Annotated in this window: 20 protein-coding genes and 4 pseudogenes; 18 read left to right on the top strand and 6 right to left on the bottom strand. The window is 35.1% G+C overall.

All coding sequences use genetic code 11. The features are described from left to right. Window positions 1-206: 206 nt before the first annotated feature. The 4 genes and pseudogenes from ACN6MT_RS23735 to ACN6MT_RS23720 all read left to right on the top strand — a co-directional run. A pseudogene (locus tag ACN6MT_RS23735) lies at window positions 207-419 on the top strand (glucose-6-phosphate dehydrogenase); the annotation flags it as partial. Window positions 420-494: 75 nt separating this feature from the next. Continuing rightward, window positions 495-998: a hypothetical protein gene (locus ACN6MT_RS23730; RefSeq protein ID WP_419888342.1), complete on the top strand. Its 504-nt coding sequence runs from the start codon at window positions 495-497 to the stop codon at window positions 996-998. Between the two features lie 66 nt (window positions 999-1064). After that, window positions 1065-1583, top strand: coding sequence for a type 1 glutamine amidotransferase domain-containing protein (locus ACN6MT_RS23725; protein ID WP_419888341.1), 519 nt, complete (start codon window positions 1065-1067; stop codon window positions 1581-1583). Window positions 1584-1606: 23 nt separating this feature from the next. Beyond that, a complete protein-coding gene (locus tag ACN6MT_RS23720) occupies window positions 1607-1816 on the top strand; it encodes an SDR family oxidoreductase (RefSeq protein ID WP_419888340.1) in 210 nt (69 codons plus the stop codon). A gap of 260 nt (window positions 1817-2076) precedes the next feature. Here the strand turns inward: ACN6MT_RS23720 and ACN6MT_RS23715 are convergent, their stop codons facing one another. The 3 genes and pseudogenes from ACN6MT_RS23715 to ACN6MT_RS23705 form a co-directional block, all read right to left on the bottom strand. Next, on the bottom strand, window positions 2077-3078 hold the full coding sequence (locus ACN6MT_RS23715; RefSeq protein ID WP_419888339.1) for a GerAB/ArcD/ProY family transporter: 1002 nt from the start codon (window positions 3076-3078) through the stop codon (window positions 2077-2079). 118 nt (window positions 3079-3196) lie between these two features. After that, window positions 3197-4273: a Ger(x)C family spore germination protein gene (locus ACN6MT_RS23710; RefSeq protein WP_419888338.1), complete on the bottom strand. Its 1077-nt coding sequence runs from the start codon at window positions 4271-4273 to the stop codon at window positions 3197-3199. Window positions 4274-4299: 26 nt separating this feature from the next. Continuing rightward, window positions 4300-5828 (bottom strand): annotated as a pseudogene (locus tag ACN6MT_RS23705) (spore germination protein). A 365-nt stretch (window positions 5829-6193) separates the two neighbouring features. Between ACN6MT_RS23705 and ACN6MT_RS23700 the strand changes: the two are divergent. Both ACN6MT_RS23700 and ACN6MT_RS23695 read left to right on the top strand, forming a co-directional pair. After that, window positions 6194-7202, top strand: a pseudogene (locus tag ACN6MT_RS23700) (DUF3231 family protein). A 336-nt stretch (window positions 7203-7538) separates the two neighbouring features. Further along, window positions 7539-7904 carry a winged helix-turn-helix transcriptional regulator gene (locus ACN6MT_RS23695; RefSeq protein WP_108669074.1) on the top strand — a complete coding sequence of 122 codons (366 nt, stop codon included), beginning with the start codon at window positions 7539-7541 and terminating at the stop codon, window positions 7902-7904. Between the two features lie 61 nt (window positions 7905-7965). Here ACN6MT_RS23695 and ACN6MT_RS23690 read toward each other — a convergent pair whose 3' ends face one another. The 3 genes from ACN6MT_RS23690 to ACN6MT_RS23680 are packed head-to-tail and all read right to left on the bottom strand — an operon-like array spanning window position 7966 to window position 11664. Further along, the gene (locus ACN6MT_RS23690; protein WP_419888337.1) at window positions 7966-9057 is read right to left on the bottom strand and encodes a Ger(x)C family spore germination protein; all 1092 of its coding nucleotides are present in this window, start codon (window positions 9055-9057) and stop codon (window positions 7966-7968) included. Beyond that, window positions 9054-10175 (bottom strand): GerAB/ArcD/ProY family transporter, encoded by a 1122-nt coding sequence (locus ACN6MT_RS23685; RefSeq protein WP_419888336.1) that lies wholly within the window; start codon window positions 10173-10175, stop codon window positions 9054-9056. Before ACN6MT_RS23685 ends, ACN6MT_RS23690 begins: the two co-directional genes overlap by 4 nt. 7 nt (window positions 10176-10182) lie before the next feature. Next, complete coding sequence (locus tag ACN6MT_RS23680) at window positions 10183-11664, bottom strand: spore germination protein (RefSeq protein ID WP_419888335.1); 1482 nt, start codon at window positions 11662-11664, stop codon at window positions 10183-10185. Window positions 11665-11908: 244 nt separating this feature from the next. Between ACN6MT_RS23680 and ACN6MT_RS23675 the strand changes: the two genes are divergently transcribed. The 12 genes and pseudogenes from ACN6MT_RS23675 (at window position 11909) to ACN6MT_RS23620 (ending at window position 21518) form a co-directional block, all read left to right on the top strand. After that, window positions 11909-12772 (top strand): carbon-nitrogen hydrolase family protein, encoded by an 864-nt coding sequence (locus ACN6MT_RS23675; protein ID WP_419888334.1) that lies wholly within the window; start codon window positions 11909-11911, stop codon window positions 12770-12772. 32 nt (window positions 12773-12804) lie between these two features. Beyond that, window positions 12805-13476, top strand: a complete 672-nt coding sequence (locus ACN6MT_RS23670) for a GNAT family N-acetyltransferase (protein WP_419888333.1) — start codon at window positions 12805-12807, stop codon at window positions 13474-13476. An 18-nt stretch (window positions 13477-13494) separates the two neighbouring features. Beyond that, entirely contained in the window at window positions 13495-14166 is a 672-nt protein-coding gene (locus ACN6MT_RS23665; protein WP_419888332.1) for a GNAT family N-acetyltransferase, read from the top strand. Between the two features lie 651 nt (window positions 14167-14817). Next, window positions 14818-15774, top strand: coding sequence for an LLM class oxidoreductase (locus tag ACN6MT_RS23660; RefSeq protein ID WP_419888331.1), 957 nt, complete (start codon window positions 14818-14820; stop codon window positions 15772-15774). A 65-nt stretch (window positions 15775-15839) separates the two neighbouring features. Next, a pseudogene (locus ACN6MT_RS23655) lies at window positions 15840-16336 on the top strand (aminomethyltransferase beta-barrel domain-containing protein); the annotation flags it as partial. 245 nt (window positions 16337-16581) lie between these two features. Then, a complete protein-coding gene (locus ACN6MT_RS23650) occupies window positions 16582-17097 on the top strand; it encodes a CBO0543 family protein (RefSeq protein ID WP_419888330.1) in 516 nt (171 codons plus the stop codon). Between the two features lie 171 nt (window positions 17098-17268). Beyond that, complete coding sequence (locus ACN6MT_RS23645) at window positions 17269-17625, top strand: PAS domain S-box protein (protein ID WP_419888329.1); 357 nt, start codon at window positions 17269-17271, stop codon at window positions 17623-17625. Between the two features lie 3 nt (window positions 17626-17628). Further along, entirely contained in the window at window positions 17629-18417 is a 789-nt protein-coding gene (locus ACN6MT_RS23640) for a PAS domain S-box protein (protein WP_419956519.1), read from the top strand. 212 nt (window positions 18418-18629) lie between these two features. Further along, complete coding sequence (locus ACN6MT_RS23635) at window positions 18630-18998, top strand: hypothetical protein (RefSeq protein WP_419888328.1); 369 nt, start codon at window positions 18630-18632, stop codon at window positions 18996-18998. A gap of 139 nt (window positions 18999-19137) precedes the next feature. Next, window positions 19138-20049, top strand: coding sequence for a hypothetical protein (locus tag ACN6MT_RS23630; RefSeq protein ID WP_419888327.1), 912 nt, complete (start codon window positions 19138-19140; stop codon window positions 20047-20049). Between the two features lie 564 nt (window positions 20050-20613). Then, window positions 20614-20889 carry a hypothetical protein gene (locus tag ACN6MT_RS23625; protein ID WP_419888326.1) on the top strand — a complete coding sequence of 92 codons (276 nt, stop codon included), beginning with the start codon at window positions 20614-20616 and terminating at the stop codon, window positions 20887-20889. Window positions 20890-21185: 296 nt separating this feature from the next. Beyond that, window positions 21186-21518: an ArsR/SmtB family transcription factor gene (locus ACN6MT_RS23620; RefSeq protein ID WP_419888325.1), complete on the top strand. Its 333-nt coding sequence runs from the start codon at window positions 21186-21188 to the stop codon at window positions 21516-21518. Window positions 21519-21574: the final 56 nt, after the last annotated feature.

Raw genomic sequence — 21574 nt, 5'->3', positions numbered from 1 at the left:
CTCCAAGGCAATTTTGAAAGATCCTCGTACATTAACGGGGATTTTTCTGTTTTAAATCCCAAAATGAAAAATTGCATAACTCTCAATAGTGTATAAAAATGTACTAAGTGCTTTTTTGTTCACTATATAACATATAAATCTATTTTTTTGTTTTAACTGTAATAATATATAATACAGTTTTTACGTGGAAGTCATAGATCCTTATTCAAGTAGAATTATCGTGGAAATGGGTGCAGCCAGTTTTAGAAGCATTTGAGGAAAACACAGTCCACTTACATTTCTATCGTTCAGGTTCGATGGGTCCGGATGCTTCGGATGAACTTTTAAAAGAGGACGGGTTTTATTGGTGGGAATACCAAGGGTCTAAGTATGAGATGATTTCAAAAGATCAATCAAGTCGAAAAAAGCAATTATTCTAATATTGAGTGGATTTTAGTAAACAAGCTACTTAAAATATTTAAACAATCCGCAAAAGTGAAAAAGGGAGTGAAATCATGAATGTAATGGATGCAAAAATCATTAGTACCCAATATGGTTTGGAGACCTATTTAGACGTTGTAAATAGTGTTGATGTAAGAGATCTTCATTATCCTACAGAGACACGACTCTTTTATGAAATCACAGTAGGGATAGAGTATTTTATATTAAAGGAAGAAAGATATTATGACAGTAGAAAGAATTATTTTCGTATCCGTATGGATTCCGATTTCGGTTTCATAACGCTCGTAGAAACGAAAACGGAAAGTATATTTGCTGTCAAAAATGAAGGCAAAAGAGACACAACAAAGGAACTGGTTGGAAAATGGCTTATAAAGACCGATGCTTTCAAACAAGTTATCAATGAACTGATTGTTCAAAAGAAAATGGAAAACGTTAAAACAGAGGGAGATATTCAAGTAGTACTAGGAACAATAAGATTCCTAGAGAAATTACTCGAAATCAAAACAGAAGACATTTTAAGTACCAATGTTATGAGAGACCTTGAGTATGTTCATTAGTAACTTTTAAGATGATGGGAAACATTTATGTGCTTCTGTTTTGTCATTGAAAGGAGGTGAATGAGCATGAGTAAAAAAATCGCTACACTTATAACAAACCTATTTGAAGATGTGGAGTACACTGAACCGGCACAAGCCTTTAAAGAAGCTGGTCATGAAGTTATCAAGATTGACAAACAATCAGGTAACCAAGTAACTGGTAAAAAAGGCACAACCGTAAAAATTGATAAATCCATTGATGAAGTTCATCCTGCTGACTTTGATGCGTTGCTTATCCCTGGTGGATTCTCTCCCGATTTATTGCGTGAAGACGATCGTTTTGGTGAATTTGCAAAAGCATTTATCCAAGATGAAAAACCTGTTTTTGCCATTTGTCATGGACCACAAGTATTAATCGATACAGACCTTTTAAAAGGTGTCGACATCACTGGCTATAAATCCATTCGCAACGATTTAAAAAATGCTGGTGCAAATTATAAAGACGAAGAAGTTGTCATCAGCAAAAATATTGTAACAAGTCGAGAACTAAAAGATATTCCAGCATTTAATCGTGAATCACTAAAACTTTTAGCTAACTTTCAGTAGACCTGGCAGCTATCAGAGTAAACGTGGTATCACCTGGTACCGTTGACACTCCTCTTTACGGCGGAATGGCAGAAGATCAAAGACAAAAGATGTACCATGGGATTGCTAAGCAATTACCTGTCGGACGTGTTGCTCAACCTAAAGATATAGCTGTAACCTATGTTTACCTAGTGAAAAATGGGTTTACAACTGGCACATCGGTTCTTATCGATGGAGGAGCTCATCTGATCTAATCCATTTGATATCAAAGTCGATTGAAGCAGCAACAATTGAGTTTATTGAAGAAGATCTCAGTAGAATTGATCAAGTATTTCCTAAACCTACTAGGAAAATACCATTGGATATTATTTGAAAATTTACTTTAAAAAAGGACTCTTGTTGTAGTTGCTGACAATCTAATAGGATTTTCAAAAAACTGTGTAGAATTTATTCCATACAGTTTTTTTATCGGGGAGATTTAATATCCATATCGAATTATTCTCCCATCAAAACCCTATTTAGTTAGTTTTTGTTTAATGTTAATCGTTAAAAAGAGAAAAGGGATATACAAATATATAAAATAGAAGCCGACAGATGAGTATAAATCAGCTAATCGTTCTATCTGTTTATGACTCTCTAATACATTAGAGAACAAAAAGAATAAAAAGAGGCAAATCAATAAGCTGATACGTTGTTTGATATTTACTAACTGTTTGAGTCCGCGGCAGACTGCCCATAGATGCTGGCTAATATGAGGCAATACGACAAGGAACCATACGGAAACGACAATATATTCAACTCTTTCTATGAAAGGCATTTCCGTAATTTTAAGTAAAGTCAAGGTCGGCCAAATCGTATGTTTGAGATGCTCTTCATTAAAGAAAACAAAAGTAATGATTGTTACGGAAAGGTATAGGAAGATTGTAAACAAAACCCCGAAATGAGCCCATTTTTTTGATTTTTCAGGATTCTTGATAAATGGATAGAACATGAGTAAAGTCTCAAAGCCAAGAAACTGAAACACCATCTTTTTAGATGATCCTAATATTTCATTAACCGAGTGATTAAAAAGAGGCAGTAAATGATTGAATTGGGCAAATTCTAAGGAAAAGAATAAAAGGGGAAACAGAAAAACAAAAGGTATAACTGTTCCCCAGAAACACACCCCGGTAATCACACGAAACCCACTGGAAACAATGTAATAAAGAAGGAATAGAAAAATCACGCTTATTTGCCATGTCTTCATTAAAGGAAACATCCAAACTTGAACAGCCTCAATATAAACACGGAAAACAATCAATCCCACTACAAGAAAATAGATGATGATAAAAACGTTTAATAACCCGCCAATCCATTTCCCAAAGCAAAATTGATGGATATAAATGATATCATTATTAGCAATTGTAAGAATGCGATATATCATCCAAACTAAAACATGAATGCTTATACCGGTTAATAGGACGGAAATCCATGCATCGTAACCGGCGCTCTTTATGATATCTCTTTGAAAACTCATGATTCCCACACCAACAATATTAGAGTAAATCAGAAAGAAAACGAAAAAAGGAGATACTAAAAATCGTTCATCGGTTAAAGTGTGCACATTATTCCTCTCCTCTTCAAAAATGAAATCCTTACTCCCCGACACCTGTTTGTATAATATTCACCTTTGTATTGACTGTAGTTTTGAGATGTGGATACACATCCTGAAACCGGCGATAATTCCACTTGCTTGATGTTGCTCTAACCATGTCTCCAAACCCGATTGGATCTACTTGGTATTCTTGAAACAATGAGATTAATTGCTGGACTTCTTCATTAAAATGTTTATTCATAATATTTTCCATTTTTAGGATATCGTTTTTTACGGTTACATTAAGCCAAGGCGGGACATCTTTTATCTGAGTATTCACCGTTAAATCGATAGATATGTTCGGAACTGGATCGATTTGACTAATTGTAAAATGAGCTTTTGCATCCAGATTTTTTAATAAAATAAAACCATCCTTTTTATTTTCATTGATTTTGATGTGATAATATCCATTTTTTGCTCCGTCAATTAGCATTTTTACAATAAATGACTGGTTTAAATTAATATGCTTTATATACTTGTCATTCTTAAATAAAGCTAACCCATTAATGTGGGCTCTTCCCTCCTCTATGGTAAAGAAAGGCAAATATGGATCTCTGCCTTTACTATAAAAGTTTTCCAAAAAAAGGTGTAAATTCATTTTGGGTAAATTTCCATTCTGTATATTCTGATTAATTTTATCGCTTAAATGGAAGGGAAGGTTTGTATTTATACCTGATATTAATATATTTTTTGCTGTATGTTCGGCTATACCGAGCTGCATTCGACTTCCTACAGCTGGATCCCGTTTAAGGCTTTCTATAACCGGATTAATCCCTTGTTCCGCAAACTTCTTGCCGAACAATACTAAACGTAATTGGCCTATTTCGATTGGATGCGCAGACATTGTATTCATTCTCGGGAGGATATCATCATACGAAGCAGATTTTGTCGTCAAGATATTTAATTTGGTTTGTCCTTTTTCTGTGAACGTAGGATAGATAGCAGTTCCCTTGATTTCATCCTCATGCTGATCATAACCAATCGATTCGATAATCTGAACTTGATCAATAGTCCTTTCATTCTCGCACCCAGTTAGGAAGACAATGAAGCTAATCGCAAAGAAAAAACGTGAGTTCATACCTCACCTCGTCTATTATTTTCTGATCAATCATCAAAATCGTTTTTCTTTTTGATCTGGTCACTTGGATGATATCTCCAAAGGGATCTGGGACGTAAATAACTTGGTCTTTTTGAAGTGGCATTATAGGACGAACGTATAATGCTATCCGCTAAATCTTTACGCCTAAATGGATATAAGGGAACGGTATAGGGTGTACCTAATGATTCTAAACGTGTCAGATGAACGATCAAAAAGCTTATTCCTATAACAATCCCAAATCCGCCCCATATCGATGCTAATATAATCAAAGGAAAACGTAAAAAGCGTATGGTGTTCGACATTTTATAAATCGGTGTAGTAAAAGAAGCCAAAGCAGATAAGGCAACAATAATAAGCAACACATTGCTTGTAAGTGCTGCTTCAACGGAGGCCTGGCCTATTACGATACCTCCTACGATTCCCAGCGTTTGTCCCACCTTAGTAGGTAAGCGTGCTCCAGCTTCACGTAAAAGTTCAATCGTCAATTCCAAAAAAAGTACTTCTAATACAGGTGTAAACGGAACGTTATGACGTGAAAAGCTAAGGGGACCGAGTAACACTTTTGGAATCATTTCATAGTGATATGTCAAAACAGCTATGTATATAGAGGTTGCAAAAACTGAGAAAAGCACACTAAAGACACGTATCAAACGAAAAAAAGACGCAATAATCCACGGTAAATAGTAATCTTCAGGCGAAACAAAAAAATCCAGTAATGTGGAGGGGCCCGTGACGGCATAAGCCGATCCATTACTAAAAACAGCTACTTGTCCGCTAATCAAAGCAAAAACCGTTCTATCAATACGTTCCGTGGATAGAAGTAGCGGAAAAGGTGTTAAGGAATATCGGTTATGATTTGATGAAGCTGAGAAGAATCAAAAACTACATCAAAATCGATATTTTGTAATCGTTGAGTCATCGTTTGAATATGCTGCTCATTTGTAATCCCTTCAATATAAGCGATGATGACTTTAGTATGTGACATAGACCCTATTTGAATGTCTTGGATGATTAAATTAGGTGTATTGATTTGCTGCCTTAGTAAATGTATATTGATATCGACATGTTCAACAAATCCGATTTGAGGTCCTATGACGCTGAACTCATTTTCAACGTTATTTTGCTCACGCAACCCAACTTTTTCATTGGATAAATTAATTAAAGCACACCTATAATCATTTTCTTTCATTTGCAGAATAGCATACCCTTTAAGGAATTTCGATTCGATCACTTCAATGTTGTCTGTAATCAAAATATCATCAATGGGAATCGTATTCCTAATATCCTCAATGTTCTTTATGTGACCAATATCAAAAGACGGTTCTTGAAAAACATTTAATACTTTGCACTGCAATTGTTCTCGATCAATTAGCGTGTTGTAGTAAGAAAGGATGAAATGTCCTGCTTTATTTATAAGTGAAAGTTGCCCAAAATCACTGGATTTTTTTGCTTTAGTAAATAAATGGTTAATATCTTGATGACCTATTGCTTGTTTCTCAATTTTATTTTTTAAGAACTGTTGTTTGAAGGGCATATAATCACCTCATCACTTAGAGCCATTCATGTATATCTATATTATGGTGAAATTTATATTCAAATATGCTTTTTGCCTAACAAGTTTACTATTATACGATCAAATGCTTGTACGCTTAGCACAGAATGAAGTTAAACAGTAAATTGTTGATTTAGAGAAAGTAATGTCCTTGTATCACTGATACATATAAGAGTATTTTGTACGAACTAAAGAAGCAGACCCCACTGGATCTGCTTCGTTTTATGATGGATTTGTTGACCATAATCCGGCTGTTTTAACGAATACTCTTCTTGCAAGGAACATTTAACAAATAAAATTAATGTAAACGGTTATCCTAACCTATAATAGCTAGGAGGGATGATAAAATGGAACAAGTTAATCACCATACTAAAATTAATGCATCAGAATATGCTGTCATTTGGTCACAATATGTTAATGACAGTTTGTCACGATGTATTCTTCGCTATATGTTACATGATGTAAAGGTTGAAGATATTCGCGATTTACTGGAATTTGCCTTAGAATTATCAGAAACACATTTAGAAAAAACGAAGCAATTCTTATCCTTAGAAAATCTTCCAATTCCAATTGGCTTTACAGACGAAGATGTCACAGTAGACGCTCCAAGTTTATTTACTGATACATTTAAGATTGTTTATTTACATATTATGACAATTCACGGTTTGACTAGATATGCTGGTGCCACTAGTGTTTGTATACGAGAGGATGTCAGAAAATACTTTATTGAATGTACTTCGCAAACATTGGAACTATATGATAGGGTAACTAGTGTTTCCTTAAATAAGGGAATTATTAACAAACCTCCTACTTTAAACAATCAACAAAAGATTGATTTTGTGAGGAAGCAAAATTATTTAACTGGTTGGTTCGGGAAACGTAGACCTATTAACGCAATTGAAATCAGTGGTGTGCATCTTAATATGCAGAAAACAATGGTGAAAATGGTATTGGAGTTAGGATTTAGTCAAGTTTGTCAATCTAAAGAGATACGAGATTATATGGAACGTGCTCGTAAGCTTTGTATTAAACACTTTGATATTCTAAGTTCAATGTTAAAAGAGGAGAATCTTCATGTTCCAAAGTTATTTGAAACAGAAGTAACAGATTCAACAGTTCCACCCTTTTCAGATAAACTTATGCTATTTCATATAGCGACACTGCTTTCTGCAGCAATTGCTTATTATAGTGAGGCATTATCAATGGGACAAAGAAGAGACATAACGGCAGATTACGCACGAATGAATACCGAAATTGCTTTTAATTGCTGAAGAGGGTATAAATCTATTAATAGAAAAGGGATGGATGGAACAACCTCCCTCTGCCACTGATCACGAAAGTTTGGCTAAGAATTAGATCAATGATAAGTAGCTTTATGAAAAAGAAAGGACCTAGTTTTGATGGGTGTCAAAATGGTTGATAAAATGTTGTCATGTTAAGAAAGTAATTTCCTTTAGAGAGAGACTTTGGGTCTCTCTCTATTGTTTTATTAAATCTTTACTATGATTCTACCTCTTGCTTGTCCTTTTAAAATAGTAGGTAAGGTTTCAGGTAATTCTTCTAGTGACAGAATAGAATTATATATTCACTGCTAATATATAATGTATGGAAGGATATCACATGTACAGACTTTTATTTTATATAGTGAAAAAAGTATACTATGGGTTATAATAAATATGGAGGTGATGTGAAATGTCGCGAATGCAGGATAAGATGTTTAATTGTGAAAAAGAATTAACTCTTTCCGTTATCGGTGGTAAATGGAAAATGCTTATACTATGGCATCTAGGAAAAGAGGGAACGAAGCGATTTGGTGAACTAAAAGCTCTTATGCCAGGAATTACGCAGAGAATGCTAGTTAATCAATTGCGAGAACTGGAAGAAGACTTGATTGTAAAACGCGAAGTCTATCCCGTGGTTCCTCCAAAAGTAGAATACTCCCTTACTGAACAAGGAAGAAGCTTGATGCCGATTCTCGATGCTATGTATAACTGGGGAAAAGATTATATGGAAACTGCTGGGTTGAATCCTTTAGTAAGACAAGAGTCGATTAGGTAAATTTTAACTGGTAATCTAAGGTTGACTCCGGCCAAGGGGGTCAACCTCTTTTTATGATAATTTAATAATTATTTTTAGTATTTTGTAATGTCTCAAAATAAAGCTGATAATTAACTTTTATTTTCATTTTTCCCCAAGCGGCCGACCATACCTTTTCGCTGATGGGTTTAGAAAAGGGGCTAAGGGTGTGTGTCCCGATTTGAAGAGGATCCACCTTCAGCTCTTGCAATTTTTTTATGAGTTCCGTAGTTTTCATTTCTAATTCAGTTTCAATTTCCTTCTGAAGCTGCATCAGTTCATTTCCGTTGAGTATATTTTTATTACCTTGATATTCCTCAATTCTTCCATTTAGTTTCACGTTTATTGTAACTAGGGAAAGATTTTTATCTAAATCCACATTTACTCTTGAGCGTAGACGTCCAATAACCACATCTAATTTGGGTATTGGGAAAAACTTCAAATAGTGATCGTTGTCAAGCAGTTGAAATATTTGATCTTCAGTACTTGTGACCGTTTCTATTAATTTATCATTGCTAAAAAAAGCAGTCCCCTCATAAGTAAAGTTATCTTTCGCTACTTTGAAAACAGGAAGAACGGGATCAGAAAATGGTGAAAACAGCTTATTTTTATATTCATGCAAATTGACAATGGTCATTTCACCTTGTTTTTTCCTCTCATAGTGTCTTAGCATCCGATACAGGTAATAATCAAGGTTTTCTTGCTTCTTTGCTTGTCTGTTAATATATTCGTCAAAATTACCTTTAACGATTACTAAATACATTCTTTGCGAAATATCATAGTCTGTCAATAGCGTGTTAATCAACTGAATAATTCCTTGTTTCGCTAATTCCTCATGAATTAAAAAATAACGGAGTTGTCCAACCTTCAATTCACGATAATATCTTAAATTAAAGTCTTTTCCTCCCTGTTTAAGGAGATCAACTTCTAGGGTTAATAAGCTTTTTGGCGCATTTACTAATGGAGGGACTAATGTACTCATTTTTGTTTTTCCTTTTTCGCCTTTACTAATCGACCAAAAAGTGACAGGGGCAATATCTTCAATTGTGTTGTTCTCAACAAATGGTGCACATCCTGGAATCATGACTAATGAAACAAAGATTCCCCAAACAAAAAGCATTTTCTTGTGTCTCATGCTCTTACACGCCCTTTTAGCTTTGTCAATAGGAGCAAGAATGTTGGGACGATAAAGTAAGTTATTCCACTTAACCAAATTTGAATATTCAGGAGAATATTCTGTTCCGTTTTAATGGACCAAATCCAATTATTCACAATTACAAAGCAGAGAAATAACATAATACAAGTGACAGCAAAACCCATACGTGAAGGTTGGGTACTTGTTTTTTTTAGGATGATTCTTGTAGCCCCATATATACATAACAAGAAAATTGATATAGCAAACACCAATACAAACATATGTAGTGAAATCAGGATAATATCCAGTCGTTCAAACATGGGAGATTGTAAGTATCGAAGCATATGAATAATAGGGTATTTACTTTTACTTAAATAATTTGAACCGAAAAAGAATAAACTCGCAATAAACAATAGCAAATACTCTGAAGCAGAAAGAGCATTCGCATAGGTTAAATATTTACTCATTTTTTGTTGTGGTTTGATCCAAGGAATTAAACAGATTAAATACTCTGGTCCTGAAAATGAAGCCCAAATGAGTAACAGTCCTTTCCATGAATCAGTTGTCCAATTTGTTGGTATCAAAGGATACAAATCATGTAATGCAGCGATTGGTGGAATAAAAAAGGGATAATATAAAAAAATCATCCAAAAAACACATAAAAAAACAATTACCACAAACCGTATGGTATTTTTCATTCCTAGTGAAGCGACATAGGAGCTGGTAAGAAGAATCAAAAAAATAATCCAATTTGAATTCATTGACGGGAAAATAAAATCATGAATGACTTCAATGTATCCGAGTGTAATCACCGTTATTTTGATTAGTATCAATATAAGGCCTATAAAAGTCAAAAGCCTTACCATTCGAACACCAAAAAGCTCTACAAAACCTTGATATCCTTTTTTAGCATAATTTGATTCTAGCCATTTGCATAACAGCCTTATATTGAGTTGGGAAAAGATTGCCATTGCAACAATGCCCCAAATCATAAACGGTTGTAATAAGTAGTTAGGCATTAAAATTAATAGGTAAAGCATTTGGAAACGGTTGACGATGAAAAAGGCATAGATTCCGTCAAATTTAGATGCTTTATCAAATAAGGAAAATGTGGTCAACTTTGAATCACATCCTTCGTTTGAATCTCCATTTCTGTAAAGGGTGTAAATGATCCGGACGGGATTTCATGTTTATTAAAGGCCCTCTAATAAAGAGATCGATCCAGTCCCTCCAGTAAAATGGAGCGACTGGTGAAAAATAGGGTTGTTTTAAGGAAGTAAGACCATTTAGATGTGCCAAAATGGCAACAGCTCCCATGGCAATGCCAAAAACACCAAAAATGGATGAAAGGAGAAGAAAACCAAATTGAATGAGTGTATTTGCCTTCGTCATCAAATAGTTTGGTACTAAAAATGAGGAGATGGTTGAAATACAAACTAATACAATTAATACTTTGCTGGCAAAACCTGCTTGAACAGCTGCTTGACCGATAACTATACCACCAATCACCCCTAAGGTTTGACTTGATTTGGTCGGCATCCGTAAACTCGCTTCTTTTATGATTTCAAGAATAGTTAACATCAGTATTGCTTCCCAAAATGGTGTAAAAGGTAGTTTACTTCTAGATTCCACTAAAACAAATAGTATTTGTAAGGGAATCATTTGATACTGGTGAGTTGTTAGTGCAACATATAATGGTACCAGTGCGACGGACAGAAAAAAGCTTAAATATCGAATAACTCTTAAAAAACTTGCAACCGGCCAACGATTAATATAATCCTCAGGTGATTGGAAAAGGTGAAAAAAGGTGATTGGTGCAATTAATACAAACGGTGTGTTCTCTACCAAGATTGTTAATTTACCGAGCCCTAAGGAATAAGCACAAACATCAGGGCGGTCAGTTTGTTGGAATTGTGGAAAAATACTGTGATTATGTTCCTCCATAAATGCCGCTACCTGGGATGAATCGAAAAATAAATCAAAGTTAATTTCAGAGATTTTCTTTCTTGCTATTGATATATATTCAGGATTGGTTAACCCGTCTATGTACATTAGGACAACCGTTGTTTCACTTAATGAACCTACTTTATATTTCTCTGTTTTTAATTCAGTAATAGGAAGTCTTCTGCGTATGAGGGTGATATTTGGTTCTAATTGTTCAGTGAAACTATCTTTTGCACCGTATAAAATTGTTTCTGTTTCAGAGGTTTCAATCCCCCTACTTAATTCGTTAGGAATAGGAATGACCAACCATTGTTCTTGGATACAATCATTCAGAAGTACAGCACCGGTGAGGAGTAATTTCTGTGCCTCTTCAAGTAATTGGATCTTCATTACTTTAGGTGTGGCTATGCTTTCGTAAATCAAGGCATGTGGACATTGGATAACAGGTTCTATTATCGATTCATTCAAACGATCCTGGTCAATTAAGGTTCTTAAATAGATTATGATAACTTTTTGATCGTTAAGTGTAGTGCGTTCGATTATCTCTACATCGTCCATATTGTCTAAAACCTGTTTTAGAGAGTCTAGAGATATCTTCCTTTGCACAGGTTGTTGTGTGTCACTATTATTATTATCAATGCTTTTACCCTTTTTCCAAAACATAAACATCCCTCACTGATATAAGCTGCCATTTTTTCACTTTAGAAAAAGTGTAATAGTAATTCTTCCTTTTAGTATGAAAAAGAAAAGATTATTTTATCCTAATAAAATAAGGTAGGGGAAACTATATAAATTTTACAGTATAGTTTTTTTCACTATGTAATTAAAAAGTGCGTACTTGTTCAAATTTGTCATTTCGCTAATAATAGGCTTATATGATTATTACAAATAGAAAGAAGGGGATTGTATGCAAATGAGAGTATCAGCCGTTCAGTATTATCTTCATACCATTAGCTCTTTTAAAGAGTTTGCAGACCAGGTGGAGCATTATATAAAAACAGCAGAAGAATTCGGATCCGATTTTATCATCTTCCCTGAATTTTTCACTACTCAACTTATGTCCATTGGGAACAATAAAGGGGAAGCATTAACCATCCAAGAATTACCTGATTATACCGATCAGTACCGGTCATTATTTATCGAACTTGCCAAACAATATAAGATGCACATTATAGGTGGAACACATGTGATCCGTAAGGGTGATCGCCTTTATAACGTTGCTCATATGTTTTACCCGGATGGAAGAGTGGTGGAACAAGCGAAACTTCATATAACTCCGACAGAGGTACATGAGTGGAATATGAGTCCCGGAGACGGTCTGGAAGTTTTCGAGACTGAAAAAGGGAAAATCGCTATGTTAACGTGCTATGACATAGAATTTCCGGAAATCGTTCGTATGGCAAAAGCGAAAGGAGCAGATGTCATTTTCTGTCCATCATGTACAGATGATCGCCACGGCTTTCACCGTGTTCGTTACACAAGTCATGCAAGAGCCATCGAAAATCAAGTCTATGTTGTCACAACTGGTACGGTCGGTGCGCTGCCAACCGTTGATTTCATGCGTGCCAATTTTGGCCAGGCAGTTGTCATCACACCAAATGATATTCCATTCCCGCCAAAAGGGATTTTGGTAGAAGGTGAGATTAATCAAGATATGATCGTTACAGCTGACTTGAATTTAGAGCTATTATATCAAGTTCGTGAAAAAGGATCGGTGACCACATGGCGTGACCGACGCACAGATCTTTACCCAGATTGGGAAACAAAATAAGCTGATTTATAGAATGAAATGGAGGAATCCTCATGTACCGAAAAGAATTTTTCGTTTTCGACCAAGACAAACCTGTTCCAGTTGTCATCCGAAATTATGAAAAGAAGGACTTTCCTGACTTAATTCGTATTCAACAGGAAAGCTTTCCTCCTCCATTTCCATCTGAATTATGGTGGAATGAAGAGCAACTAAATAATCACGTGACTCTTTTTCCACAGGGAGCTTTATGTATCGAAGTGGATGGTGAAATAGCTGGGTCTATGACTGGACTTCTTGTCGAATTTGATCCTCAACATCCAGAACATTCCTGGGAAGAAATAACGGATAATGGCTATATCCGGAACCACAACCCTAAAGGGAATAGCTTATACGTTGTCGATATAGGTGTCCGTCCAGCTTTTCGAAAGTTAGGTTTAGGCAAGTGGTTGATGTTTTCTATGTATGATGTTGTTGTTCATTTGGGGTTGGAAAGACTGCTTGGTGGGGGCAGGATGCCAGGTTATCACAAACATGCGAATGAAAAGTCACCTGAACAATATATAGATGCTGTGGTAAAAGGGGAGCTGAAGGATCCAGTTATCACTTTTCTCCTCCGTTGCGGCCGTACACCAGTAAAAGTAGTAGCAAATTATTTAGAGGATGAAGAATCGTATAATTATGGCACTCTAATGGAATGGAAAAATCCGTTTTCCCATTCAAAATAAAGAAAAGGAGATGATCCAATGGAATATAGTAGAATTACCAATATCAACGATCCGTTATTTAAACAAATGCATCATTTAATGCAAGATGTGTTCCCCCCAGAAGAAGTACTAGAATTTGATCTTTGGAAAGAACCGCTCGAAGATCCAGGTATCCGTGTTTTTGTCGCTGTTCATGAAGGAAAAGTAGTTGGCGCAACTGAGTACCGTTATTATGAAGATTTTAATGTAGCGATGACGGATTTTACAATTATTGGCCAAGCAGGCTTGGGCATCGGCCCATTTTTAGCGAATAAAAGACTAGAAGACCTGAATGAATTAGCAGCAGCGAATGGGAAGAAACTGATGGGCATGTTTGCTGAAATCTATGATCCCTATCGTATAGAGCATTATGAATTTGGCGGTGTTAAGCCGATGGATCCTTATGTTCGTCGTGAAGTGCTGGCACACCTTGGATACAAACGTCTGGATTTTCCATATGTTCACCCGTCCTGGAACAATGATGGAGAAGCTGTAACTGGTCTAGATCTATGTTTCCTCCCAATGGATGAAGAAAGGAATGAACTGCAAACAGACTTAATAGTGAAATTTTTGAAACGCTATTATACCGTCTTATCAAATAAACCAGAGACTTGGTATTCAATGATTGAAAACTTAGAAGCAAAAGAAAAAGTGGCATTATTATATTTTTAATGATTGAAAAAGCTTGCTGATTAACCGATCAATATTTTTCAGCATACCTCGATCGTATTTCAATTACATCCATCTTAAAGAAAATAAAACAATGTTAATAGTTGTTTTATTTTTGAATTAAATGTAATATATTTTGTTACAGATGGTAAATGCTATTTTAGTTAGATGGTCTAATTTTCCTTTTGTATAAACTGTAACTATTTTTATTTCAGTTAACTTCGGTAAATCCTCTCAATACTTGTTCGTTTTTACGTCGTACAGGGTTTAATAATAGAATTTATACTTGATGGATCAAGAGCAAGATTGAAAAATCAGGAGAAATAAGAGGTTTCATTCAATAAAACACAGAAAGGTATGACAAATGTATGGTTATGTCAAATGCAAAGCATAGACACGTTTGCGACAGATGCTTAACGATAACTAAAGAAAGTGATCATTGTCCTAAATGTGGTCATTCCGAATTACGACCATTCATGTTTTTTTTACAAAGTGGGGGCAAATATCATGCTGCGAATCCAAATTCAGTGAAGCAAGAAACTGCATAAACAGGGAAGTTCACTTATTCGCTAAGGAAGACTGATTGGTTAGTCCATGTAGTTTTTAGAGGAAGTGCAGTTAAATTCAACATTGAAAGGGGAGAGTTTAAAAAGTATGAATAAATTTGAAAAGCACAATGGTTATTCACGCACATTTCAAGAAAACAAACTTTCACTTGGTTTATTCTTTCCTTTAGAAGCATATAAGGGAAGTATCCCAGTTATGGATTTAAAGCATCAGGTAGATCTTGCTCAAATAGCTGAGGAAGCTAATTTTGCTTCTTTATTTGTAAGAGATGTTCCGTTGAATGACCCGACCTTTGGTGATGTTGGGCAAATATATGATCCTTGGGTTTTTCTAGGATACTTAGCTGCTCAAACAAAAGAGATTGCATTAGGGACAGGGAGCATTGTGACGACACTACGTCATCCACTTGACCTAGCGAAAGCTGCTGCATCTGTAGATCAAATATCTAATCAAAGGCTTCTTTTGGGTATTGCAACTGGAGACCGACCTATTGAATTTTCAGCATATAAAGTTAACCGAGAAGAACGAACCGAATTATTTCAAGAGTCATTTTTAGTTATGAAGGAGGCATGGAAAAAGTCATTCCCACTGATCAACTCACAAAGAGTTGGATTAGAACAAGGAGACCTCTTGCCAAAACCAGTTTTATCAGATATTCCTGTTTTCGTAACAGGTCGTTCAGGGCAGTCACTAGAGTGGATAGCTGAAAACAGTGACGGTTGGATTAGTTACCCGCGAAATATTGATGTACAAGCTGAACTCATTAATGATTGGCGTTCCTTAACGTATGATTTCCAGCCATTTTCTCAATCACTTTATATTGATTTAGCAAAAGATCCGGATGAAGGTCCTACTCCTATTCACCTTGGGTTTAGAAGCGGATACAAATTTTTAATTGAATTTCTGAATCGCTTACAAGAAATTGGAGTTAATCATGTTATTCTGAATTTAAAATATGGTCAACGTCCGGCAAAGGATGTAATTAATGAATTAGGAGAAAAGGTAGTACCTCAGTTTCCTGCATTTAAACAACAGACCTTATAATCCATACAATAGAGCTGATGAATCAGGGATTTAAGAATAAGTAACAATAAAGTTAGCTAATTTAAAACGTCACGTGTAATAAAGAGATCAAATTTAAGGCGTTTTTAAATCATGCGATGTCACTTGGGGCTGACTATATCGCAACAGGTCACTATGCACGAGTCGAAGAAAAAGATGGACAATTCCGATTGCTGCGAGGTGCTGATCATAATAAAGACCAATCATACTTCCTTAATGCTCTTTCTCAAAAAATGTTCTGATTGTTGGACAAGGGTTTCATAACGAAGGACTTTATTCAGAAGGTTTAGAGGCTATTGGTATGAATTGGATTAAAACAGATCTAACTTTTAAGCAAGAATTTAGTTGTACCGCCAAGATGAGACACCGTCAAGAGGATCAACAGGTAACAGTGTATCCGCAGGAAGATGGAACAGCTAAGATTTATTTTCACAAAGGACAGCGGGCTATTACCCCAGGACAAGCTGTTGTTCTGTATGATGGTGATATTTGTATTGGTGGGGGAACAATAGACCGTGTAATTAAAAAATGGGAGAATGCCTAAATGGCATTTTCCTTTTTTTGCCCGTAAAATTACCCATTAAGCCTACACATAATATAATAGAAATTTTCCTATCGGTTTAGACTCCACTGCGCTTTGAATGGTTGGAATAAGGAAGGTTGCGTTCGCAAATGATATTTTTAGAACCTAATGCTCGATAGCAAATAATAAAGCTTTGCAATCATAAACCTGCAATGCCTGAATGACATTTAAGTATAAACCGCCATACCAAAGGAGCGTGTGACACCATGTTAGAGCGGAAAATTCTTAAATACCTTTGGATATTAGGAATCATCCTATTTTCTACCATATTTAGGAAACCGATAAGAGAAAGATGGATTGTGTTTTTATTCAATTCCGTCCTTAATATCTATTTAGATAATTATTTAGTTCATACGAAACGCTTAAAATATCCGGTTAGAGTGAAACATGCCGGCTTATTTACTAGAGGAAGTATCTTATATGACAATCTGTTATGTCCAATTGTAACGTTATGGTACTGTCAATCAACGAAAAATACGAAAAAAATATCTGAGTTTTTGTTCAAGACCTTTCTATATGTTTTACCACAAACCGTCATTGAAATTATTTTGGAAAAATACACTGATCTCATTGAGTATAAAAAGGGCTGGAAATGGTATCACACGTTCGGCGCGATAGCGGCAGTGAAAATGCTAGTAAGAGGTTTTATTCAGTTGATTCAAACTAAAGCTAATAGGGAAGAATTGCCTGAAAGCAGGCAAAAAACGAAAACCTCTAGTTGAAGGGGGATGAGTTGATGGGCTATAAAGGTAGAATCATTGCCATTGTCTTCACACTTATGTATATAACCGTATGTCTTCTATTTGATCTGATTAATGGAGCTGAAATACATCCTCTTGAAATAGCTTTTACGACCAGTTTACTGCTCCCCATGTATTTTTTCGGGTTCCTCAGTGGAGGAAGTTCTCAGCAAAAAATTATTAACATTTTTAACAGATGAACAACAAAATCTATCCAACCAGAGATTACGGCAATTATACTCAAGAGAGATTGATAAGCTTCCTTTTCAAGAATTTAAGGTTAGAAAAATAGACGGGAGCTTTATTGATGTAGAGTCTACTGCCATTATAGCCAGCTATAATGACGTTGAAGCTATTTTAGTCGTTGCTAAAGACATTACAGAAGATAAGAAAATGAAGTTGAAGTTAAAGGAAGCAGAAGAAAAGTATCGAAGCATTTCCGAAGAATCCTTGGTTGGCGTATATATGTTTGAAGATGGAAGAGTTACATATGTAAATAAAGAAGTTTAACGAATTCTCGGATATTCACGTGTTGAAATTGAAGAGACAAATCTGCTAGATTTATTTGTTGAAACACAGCATGAACTTGTTTTGCATAATATTATGCAAATGCTGCAATCCAATATACACTCCATGACCGAGGAACTATCAATGATTACAAAGACTGGAGAAATACGGGAAGTCGATATTCGTTCCGTCGTCACTATCATAAACAATAAAAAAGTTATTATCGGTACGATAACAGATGTCACCAATGAAAAAATCGCTCAAAGGCAATTAAAAAAGGCTCTAAAGGAACTGCAAGATATTAAATTTGCCTTAGATGTATCTGCAATTGTATCGGTAACGGACTCAGCCGGGAAAATCGTCTATGTCAATGGCAAGTTTTGTGAAGTTTCCAAGTACAATCAAGATGAGCTTATTGGAAAGACTCATGATTTATTTATTCCAGACTTTAATACTAATGCAACCATTACAGAAATGCGTAACACCATTCAGTCAGGCAATGTGTGGCAAGGTGAGATGAATAGACGGACAAAATCGGGTGAACTACTTTGGTTTGACACCACGATTGTACCGATTGTTGATGGTCAAAATAAACCAAATCACTTTATAGGATTTCAATATGACATAACTGATAAAATCCATTCTCAACAGGAAGTAAACTATTTGGCCTATTATGATTCTATCACTGGCCTGTTCAATCGAAATTCCTTAAATAAATACTTAGACGATCAGGCACAATCAAATGAAGGCACTTTTACTATTTTATATATCCAATTTAAAGATGCTCTTCCCTAGATTAAATGAATTTACTGAGATGCAGGGGTATTACTTTAGTAAACCTCTGCCAAACAATGAGATTGAAAAGATATTAAATAACAATGCCTAAAAGATAAATAAGGATTGAGTTGTTTAGCTAAGGTGGGAATATCTTGAATAAAAAGAGTGCTGGCTTTGATTTGAAACTAATTTATAGGTTGTCCGTCTTATAATATAAGGTGGTGTTAGGTGTGAAAAAAATTACTCTATATATTCTTTCCACAGCTCTTTTGTTAGGACTGATTGCTTGTTCTAACGAGAGTGTACAATCAAGTAAAAATGAAGAAAAGATTGTCAAAAAAGATGATGTCAGAGAAATAGTTTGGAACCAATTGTCCTCAGAACAAAAAGAATGGATTAATGGTACTTGGGAAGATGGAAAGTTTTCTAAAATTACTCTTACTGAGAATATGATGATCCAAGTTGATGATAAATCATATGAAGGAAAAGAAGTATATTTGATTGATTTTCCTACGAAAAGTAAATTCATTCCAAACAATATGATTGTTTATGCAGACGTAAATACCTTTAATTACATAGGTAACGGTCTTGTTGATTAGGATAGCTTGATAGTGAAATTGGGGGATATTAAGCCCCAAATTTTTAACAAATTTTACGAAAACACACTTGAGAAAAAATTGTAGCCAATCCAGATAGTTCGTTTGTAAACAAGTGAACTATTATTTTTTTTGGAGTTAATTGGAAAAATTTATGATATCATTAATTAAAGTGGGGATTTACCTGAGAAAAAGAACGGTCAAAATTTTTTTAACCACTTTATTTATTTTACTCCTATTAATGTTAAGTGGATGTACCGAAAAAAAGGAAACTCAAGATGATAATATAAAGACCATTGAAGCTGTATTACAGAATAGCCTTACAGGTTCAAGTGTTGAATTGAGACAAATATTAGATAAAGAAAGTGAAGAAAAAATTGAAGCTTTAAATCAATACGAAGAAAAGCTATTTAAAGCTTATTTTGCAAATGAAACGTCTTACAGAGATTTCGTTAATCGCTATGGTTCGTTAGTAATGATTCAACCGAATAGTGAATATTACAATTTTAAGATAAAGAACATTGACTATGAAGTAGTAGATGCAAAAGATAGAGTTTATAATTTTTCAGTAGAAATACAGTTCCAAAAAGAAGGCAGTGAAAAATCAGAAACTGGGATCGTAACTGGGCAAGCAAATTTAACAGAAAAGCACAAAATAGAAGGAATGTTAATTCGTACGAAAGATTTTTGGAGCTCAAGGACTAAAGAAATGAAAGAAATTAGAGATATATATGTAAAAGATGGGAAAGTGTTATTGATGGTTGCCCCAGATCGATCTCTTTCAGCAGGAAAACCGTATGGATACTTATTTCATTTCACGGTACCTTTTGAGACTTTTAAAGGGAAAGAATTAGCTATTTACGCTTACCATAAAGAAACAGGGGAAAAAATTACAGGATTTGCCCCAGAAACGATTAAAGAGCCATCAACAGGATATTCCACTTTAGACCGATTCACAGCTACCTTTGCAGTACCAAAAAGCGGCTTGTGGCGTTATGAAGTGGTAGTAGATGGCGAATTTTATGCTGATGTTGTCTTAGCGGTTAAAGAATAAACGGTGTAATTTCATATTTTTAATGAAAAACGAGCAACTAAGCGAATTCAGTTGCTTTTTTTATGCTTTTTTTGTTAATAGATTTTCTGATTAAGGTACTAATTACGTTCTTAATATGATTTATCTCCCCAATAACTAAACCCGCTAGGTTGTGTTATCTGCTTCTTTTTATAAAGATTGCAGTATATAATTACGGCCATTGGAATGGACTACCTCTGACATAGTTATTACCACTAATGACAAAGAATGTACTAAAGAATTACAGACTGTTCAAGACTGCAATCTATCTGGTGATAAAAGATATAAAACCATAGTTTTGAGAACCAAAATGTTATAAAAAATTGATTGACTTTCAAAAAAATCAGTCTTTTGCAAACGGTCCAGATTTACTCTTGTATTACGTAGCAGACTCAAACTGCGCAATAAATATTATGATTATTAGGTGACTTTGTGAAACAATGTACTAAAGCTAACGGGCAGTTTAGCACAATAAGACTTAGAAGGGAAAGATGAAAGCAGTATCGAATTATCATATATTAAAAACTAATTCTAAGGGTGAAAAGGATGATGAAAGACAAAAAACGTATCAGTAAGACAAACAATAGAGTAGTACATGGTAAGACACCAGAAGAACGTTTTAAGGAAAGACACGGAATAACAATAGAGGAATGGAACGAACAACAATTCAATGCTAAGACTGGAATGACACCCGATGAATGGTATATTAATGAGGCGAAATCTACAACACACTTTATGACAGTAGCCACACAAGAAAAAACCTTACATTTGTTTAAAAACATTAGTCATGTTATTCAAGATAAGGGCCAGATTGTGGAGTAACTCATGTATTACGTAGTAGACCTATACTGCGCAGCAACAATTCCCAATTGTGGAAAATATGAACAAAAATTCGTTAAGTTTTGTTCATATTTTAATATCAAAGTTTGTGATATTGTGAAGCTTTTTACTTAAAATAAGGGGCAGCTATCTATAGTATGAAAATCCACCGTATTCAACGTAAGTAATGATAACAAAAGTGATAGATTTCTATCTTTGTGGAAGCAATATCTAGGACCTGTGCCCAAAAACCATCTGTGGTATACTGAGTTAAACAAAGTAGAAATGGGTGTCAATACATGAAGAACGAAGAGATACTTGCTGTGCTGAAATCTCTGTCCAATGAGACGCGACTCAATATTCTTTGTTGGCTGAAGGAACCAGGAGAAATAAACGCGAACCTGCCCACGGCCATCAAAGAAGAATTTCCAGGCGGTGTATGTGTAGGAAGCATTCAAGAGAAGTCCGGCCTTGCACAGTCTGTTATTTCCTCTTATCTGTCTTCCATGCAGAAGATTGGCTTGCTTGAGTCACGCCGCTTCGGCCAGTGGACATATTACAGGCGCAATGAAGAAGCAATTGCTGAGTTTTTGGAACAATTCGCAGCTGGATTGCACGCAAAAGTGGATTAACTTAATAATGTACGGCTTTATTATTTGCATATTAATCTATATATCTGTATATTCAT

The organism is Neobacillus niacini (assembly GCF_048572935.1).
GTDB classification, from domain to species: domain Bacteria; phylum Bacillota; class Bacilli; order Bacillales; family Cytobacillaceae; genus Neobacillus; species Neobacillus niacini.
Note: the sequence above shows the minus strand (reverse complement) of the source record. Positions and strands in the feature narration are given on the sequence as shown.

Coding starts and splice junctions, on each gene's coding strand:
- ACN6MT_RS23695 (WP_108669074.1), top strand. CDS start 7,539: ATGTCGCGAATGCAGGATAAGATGTTTAATTGTGAAAAAGAATTAACT.
- ACN6MT_RS23625 (WP_419888326.1), top strand. CDS start 20,614: ATGATGAAAGACAAAAAACGTATCAGTAAGACAAACAATAGAGTAGTA.
- ACN6MT_RS23690 (WP_419888337.1), bottom strand. CDS start 9,057: ATGAGACACAAGAAAATGCTTTTTGTTTGGGGAATCTTTGTTTCATTA.
- ACN6MT_RS23620 (WP_419888325.1), top strand. CDS start 21,186: ATGAAGAACGAAGAGATACTTGCTGTGCTGAAATCTCTGTCCAATGAG.
- ACN6MT_RS23715 (WP_419888339.1), bottom strand. CDS start 3,078: ATGAGTTTTCAAAGAGATATCATAAAGAGCGCCGGTTACGATGCATGG.
- ACN6MT_RS23675 (WP_419888334.1), top strand. CDS start 11,909: ATGCAAATGAGAGTATCAGCCGTTCAGTATTATCTTCATACCATTAGC.
- ACN6MT_RS23730 (WP_419888342.1), top strand. CDS start 495: ATGAATGTAATGGATGCAAAAATCATTAGTACCCAATATGGTTTGGAG.
- ACN6MT_RS23725 (WP_419888341.1), top strand. CDS start 1,065: ATGAGTAAAAAAATCGCTACACTTATAACAAACCTATTTGAAGATGTG.
- ACN6MT_RS23680 (WP_419888335.1), bottom strand. CDS start 11,664: ATGTTTTGGAAAAAGGGTAAAAGCATTGATAATAATAATAGTGACACA.
- ACN6MT_RS23670 (WP_419888333.1), top strand. CDS start 12,805: ATGTACCGAAAAGAATTTTTCGTTTTCGACCAAGACAAACCTGTTCCA.
- ACN6MT_RS23650 (WP_419888330.1), top strand. CDS start 16,582: ATGTTAGAGCGGAAAATTCTTAAATACCTTTGGATATTAGGAATCATC.
- ACN6MT_RS23660 (WP_419888331.1), top strand. CDS start 14,818: ATGAATAAATTTGAAAAGCACAATGGTTATTCACGCACATTTCAAGAA.
- ACN6MT_RS23710 (WP_419888338.1), bottom strand. CDS start 4,273: ATGAACTCACGTTTTTTCTTTGCGATTAGCTTCATTGTCTTCCTAACT.
- ACN6MT_RS23665 (WP_419888332.1), top strand. CDS start 13,495: ATGGAATATAGTAGAATTACCAATATCAACGATCCGTTATTTAAACAA.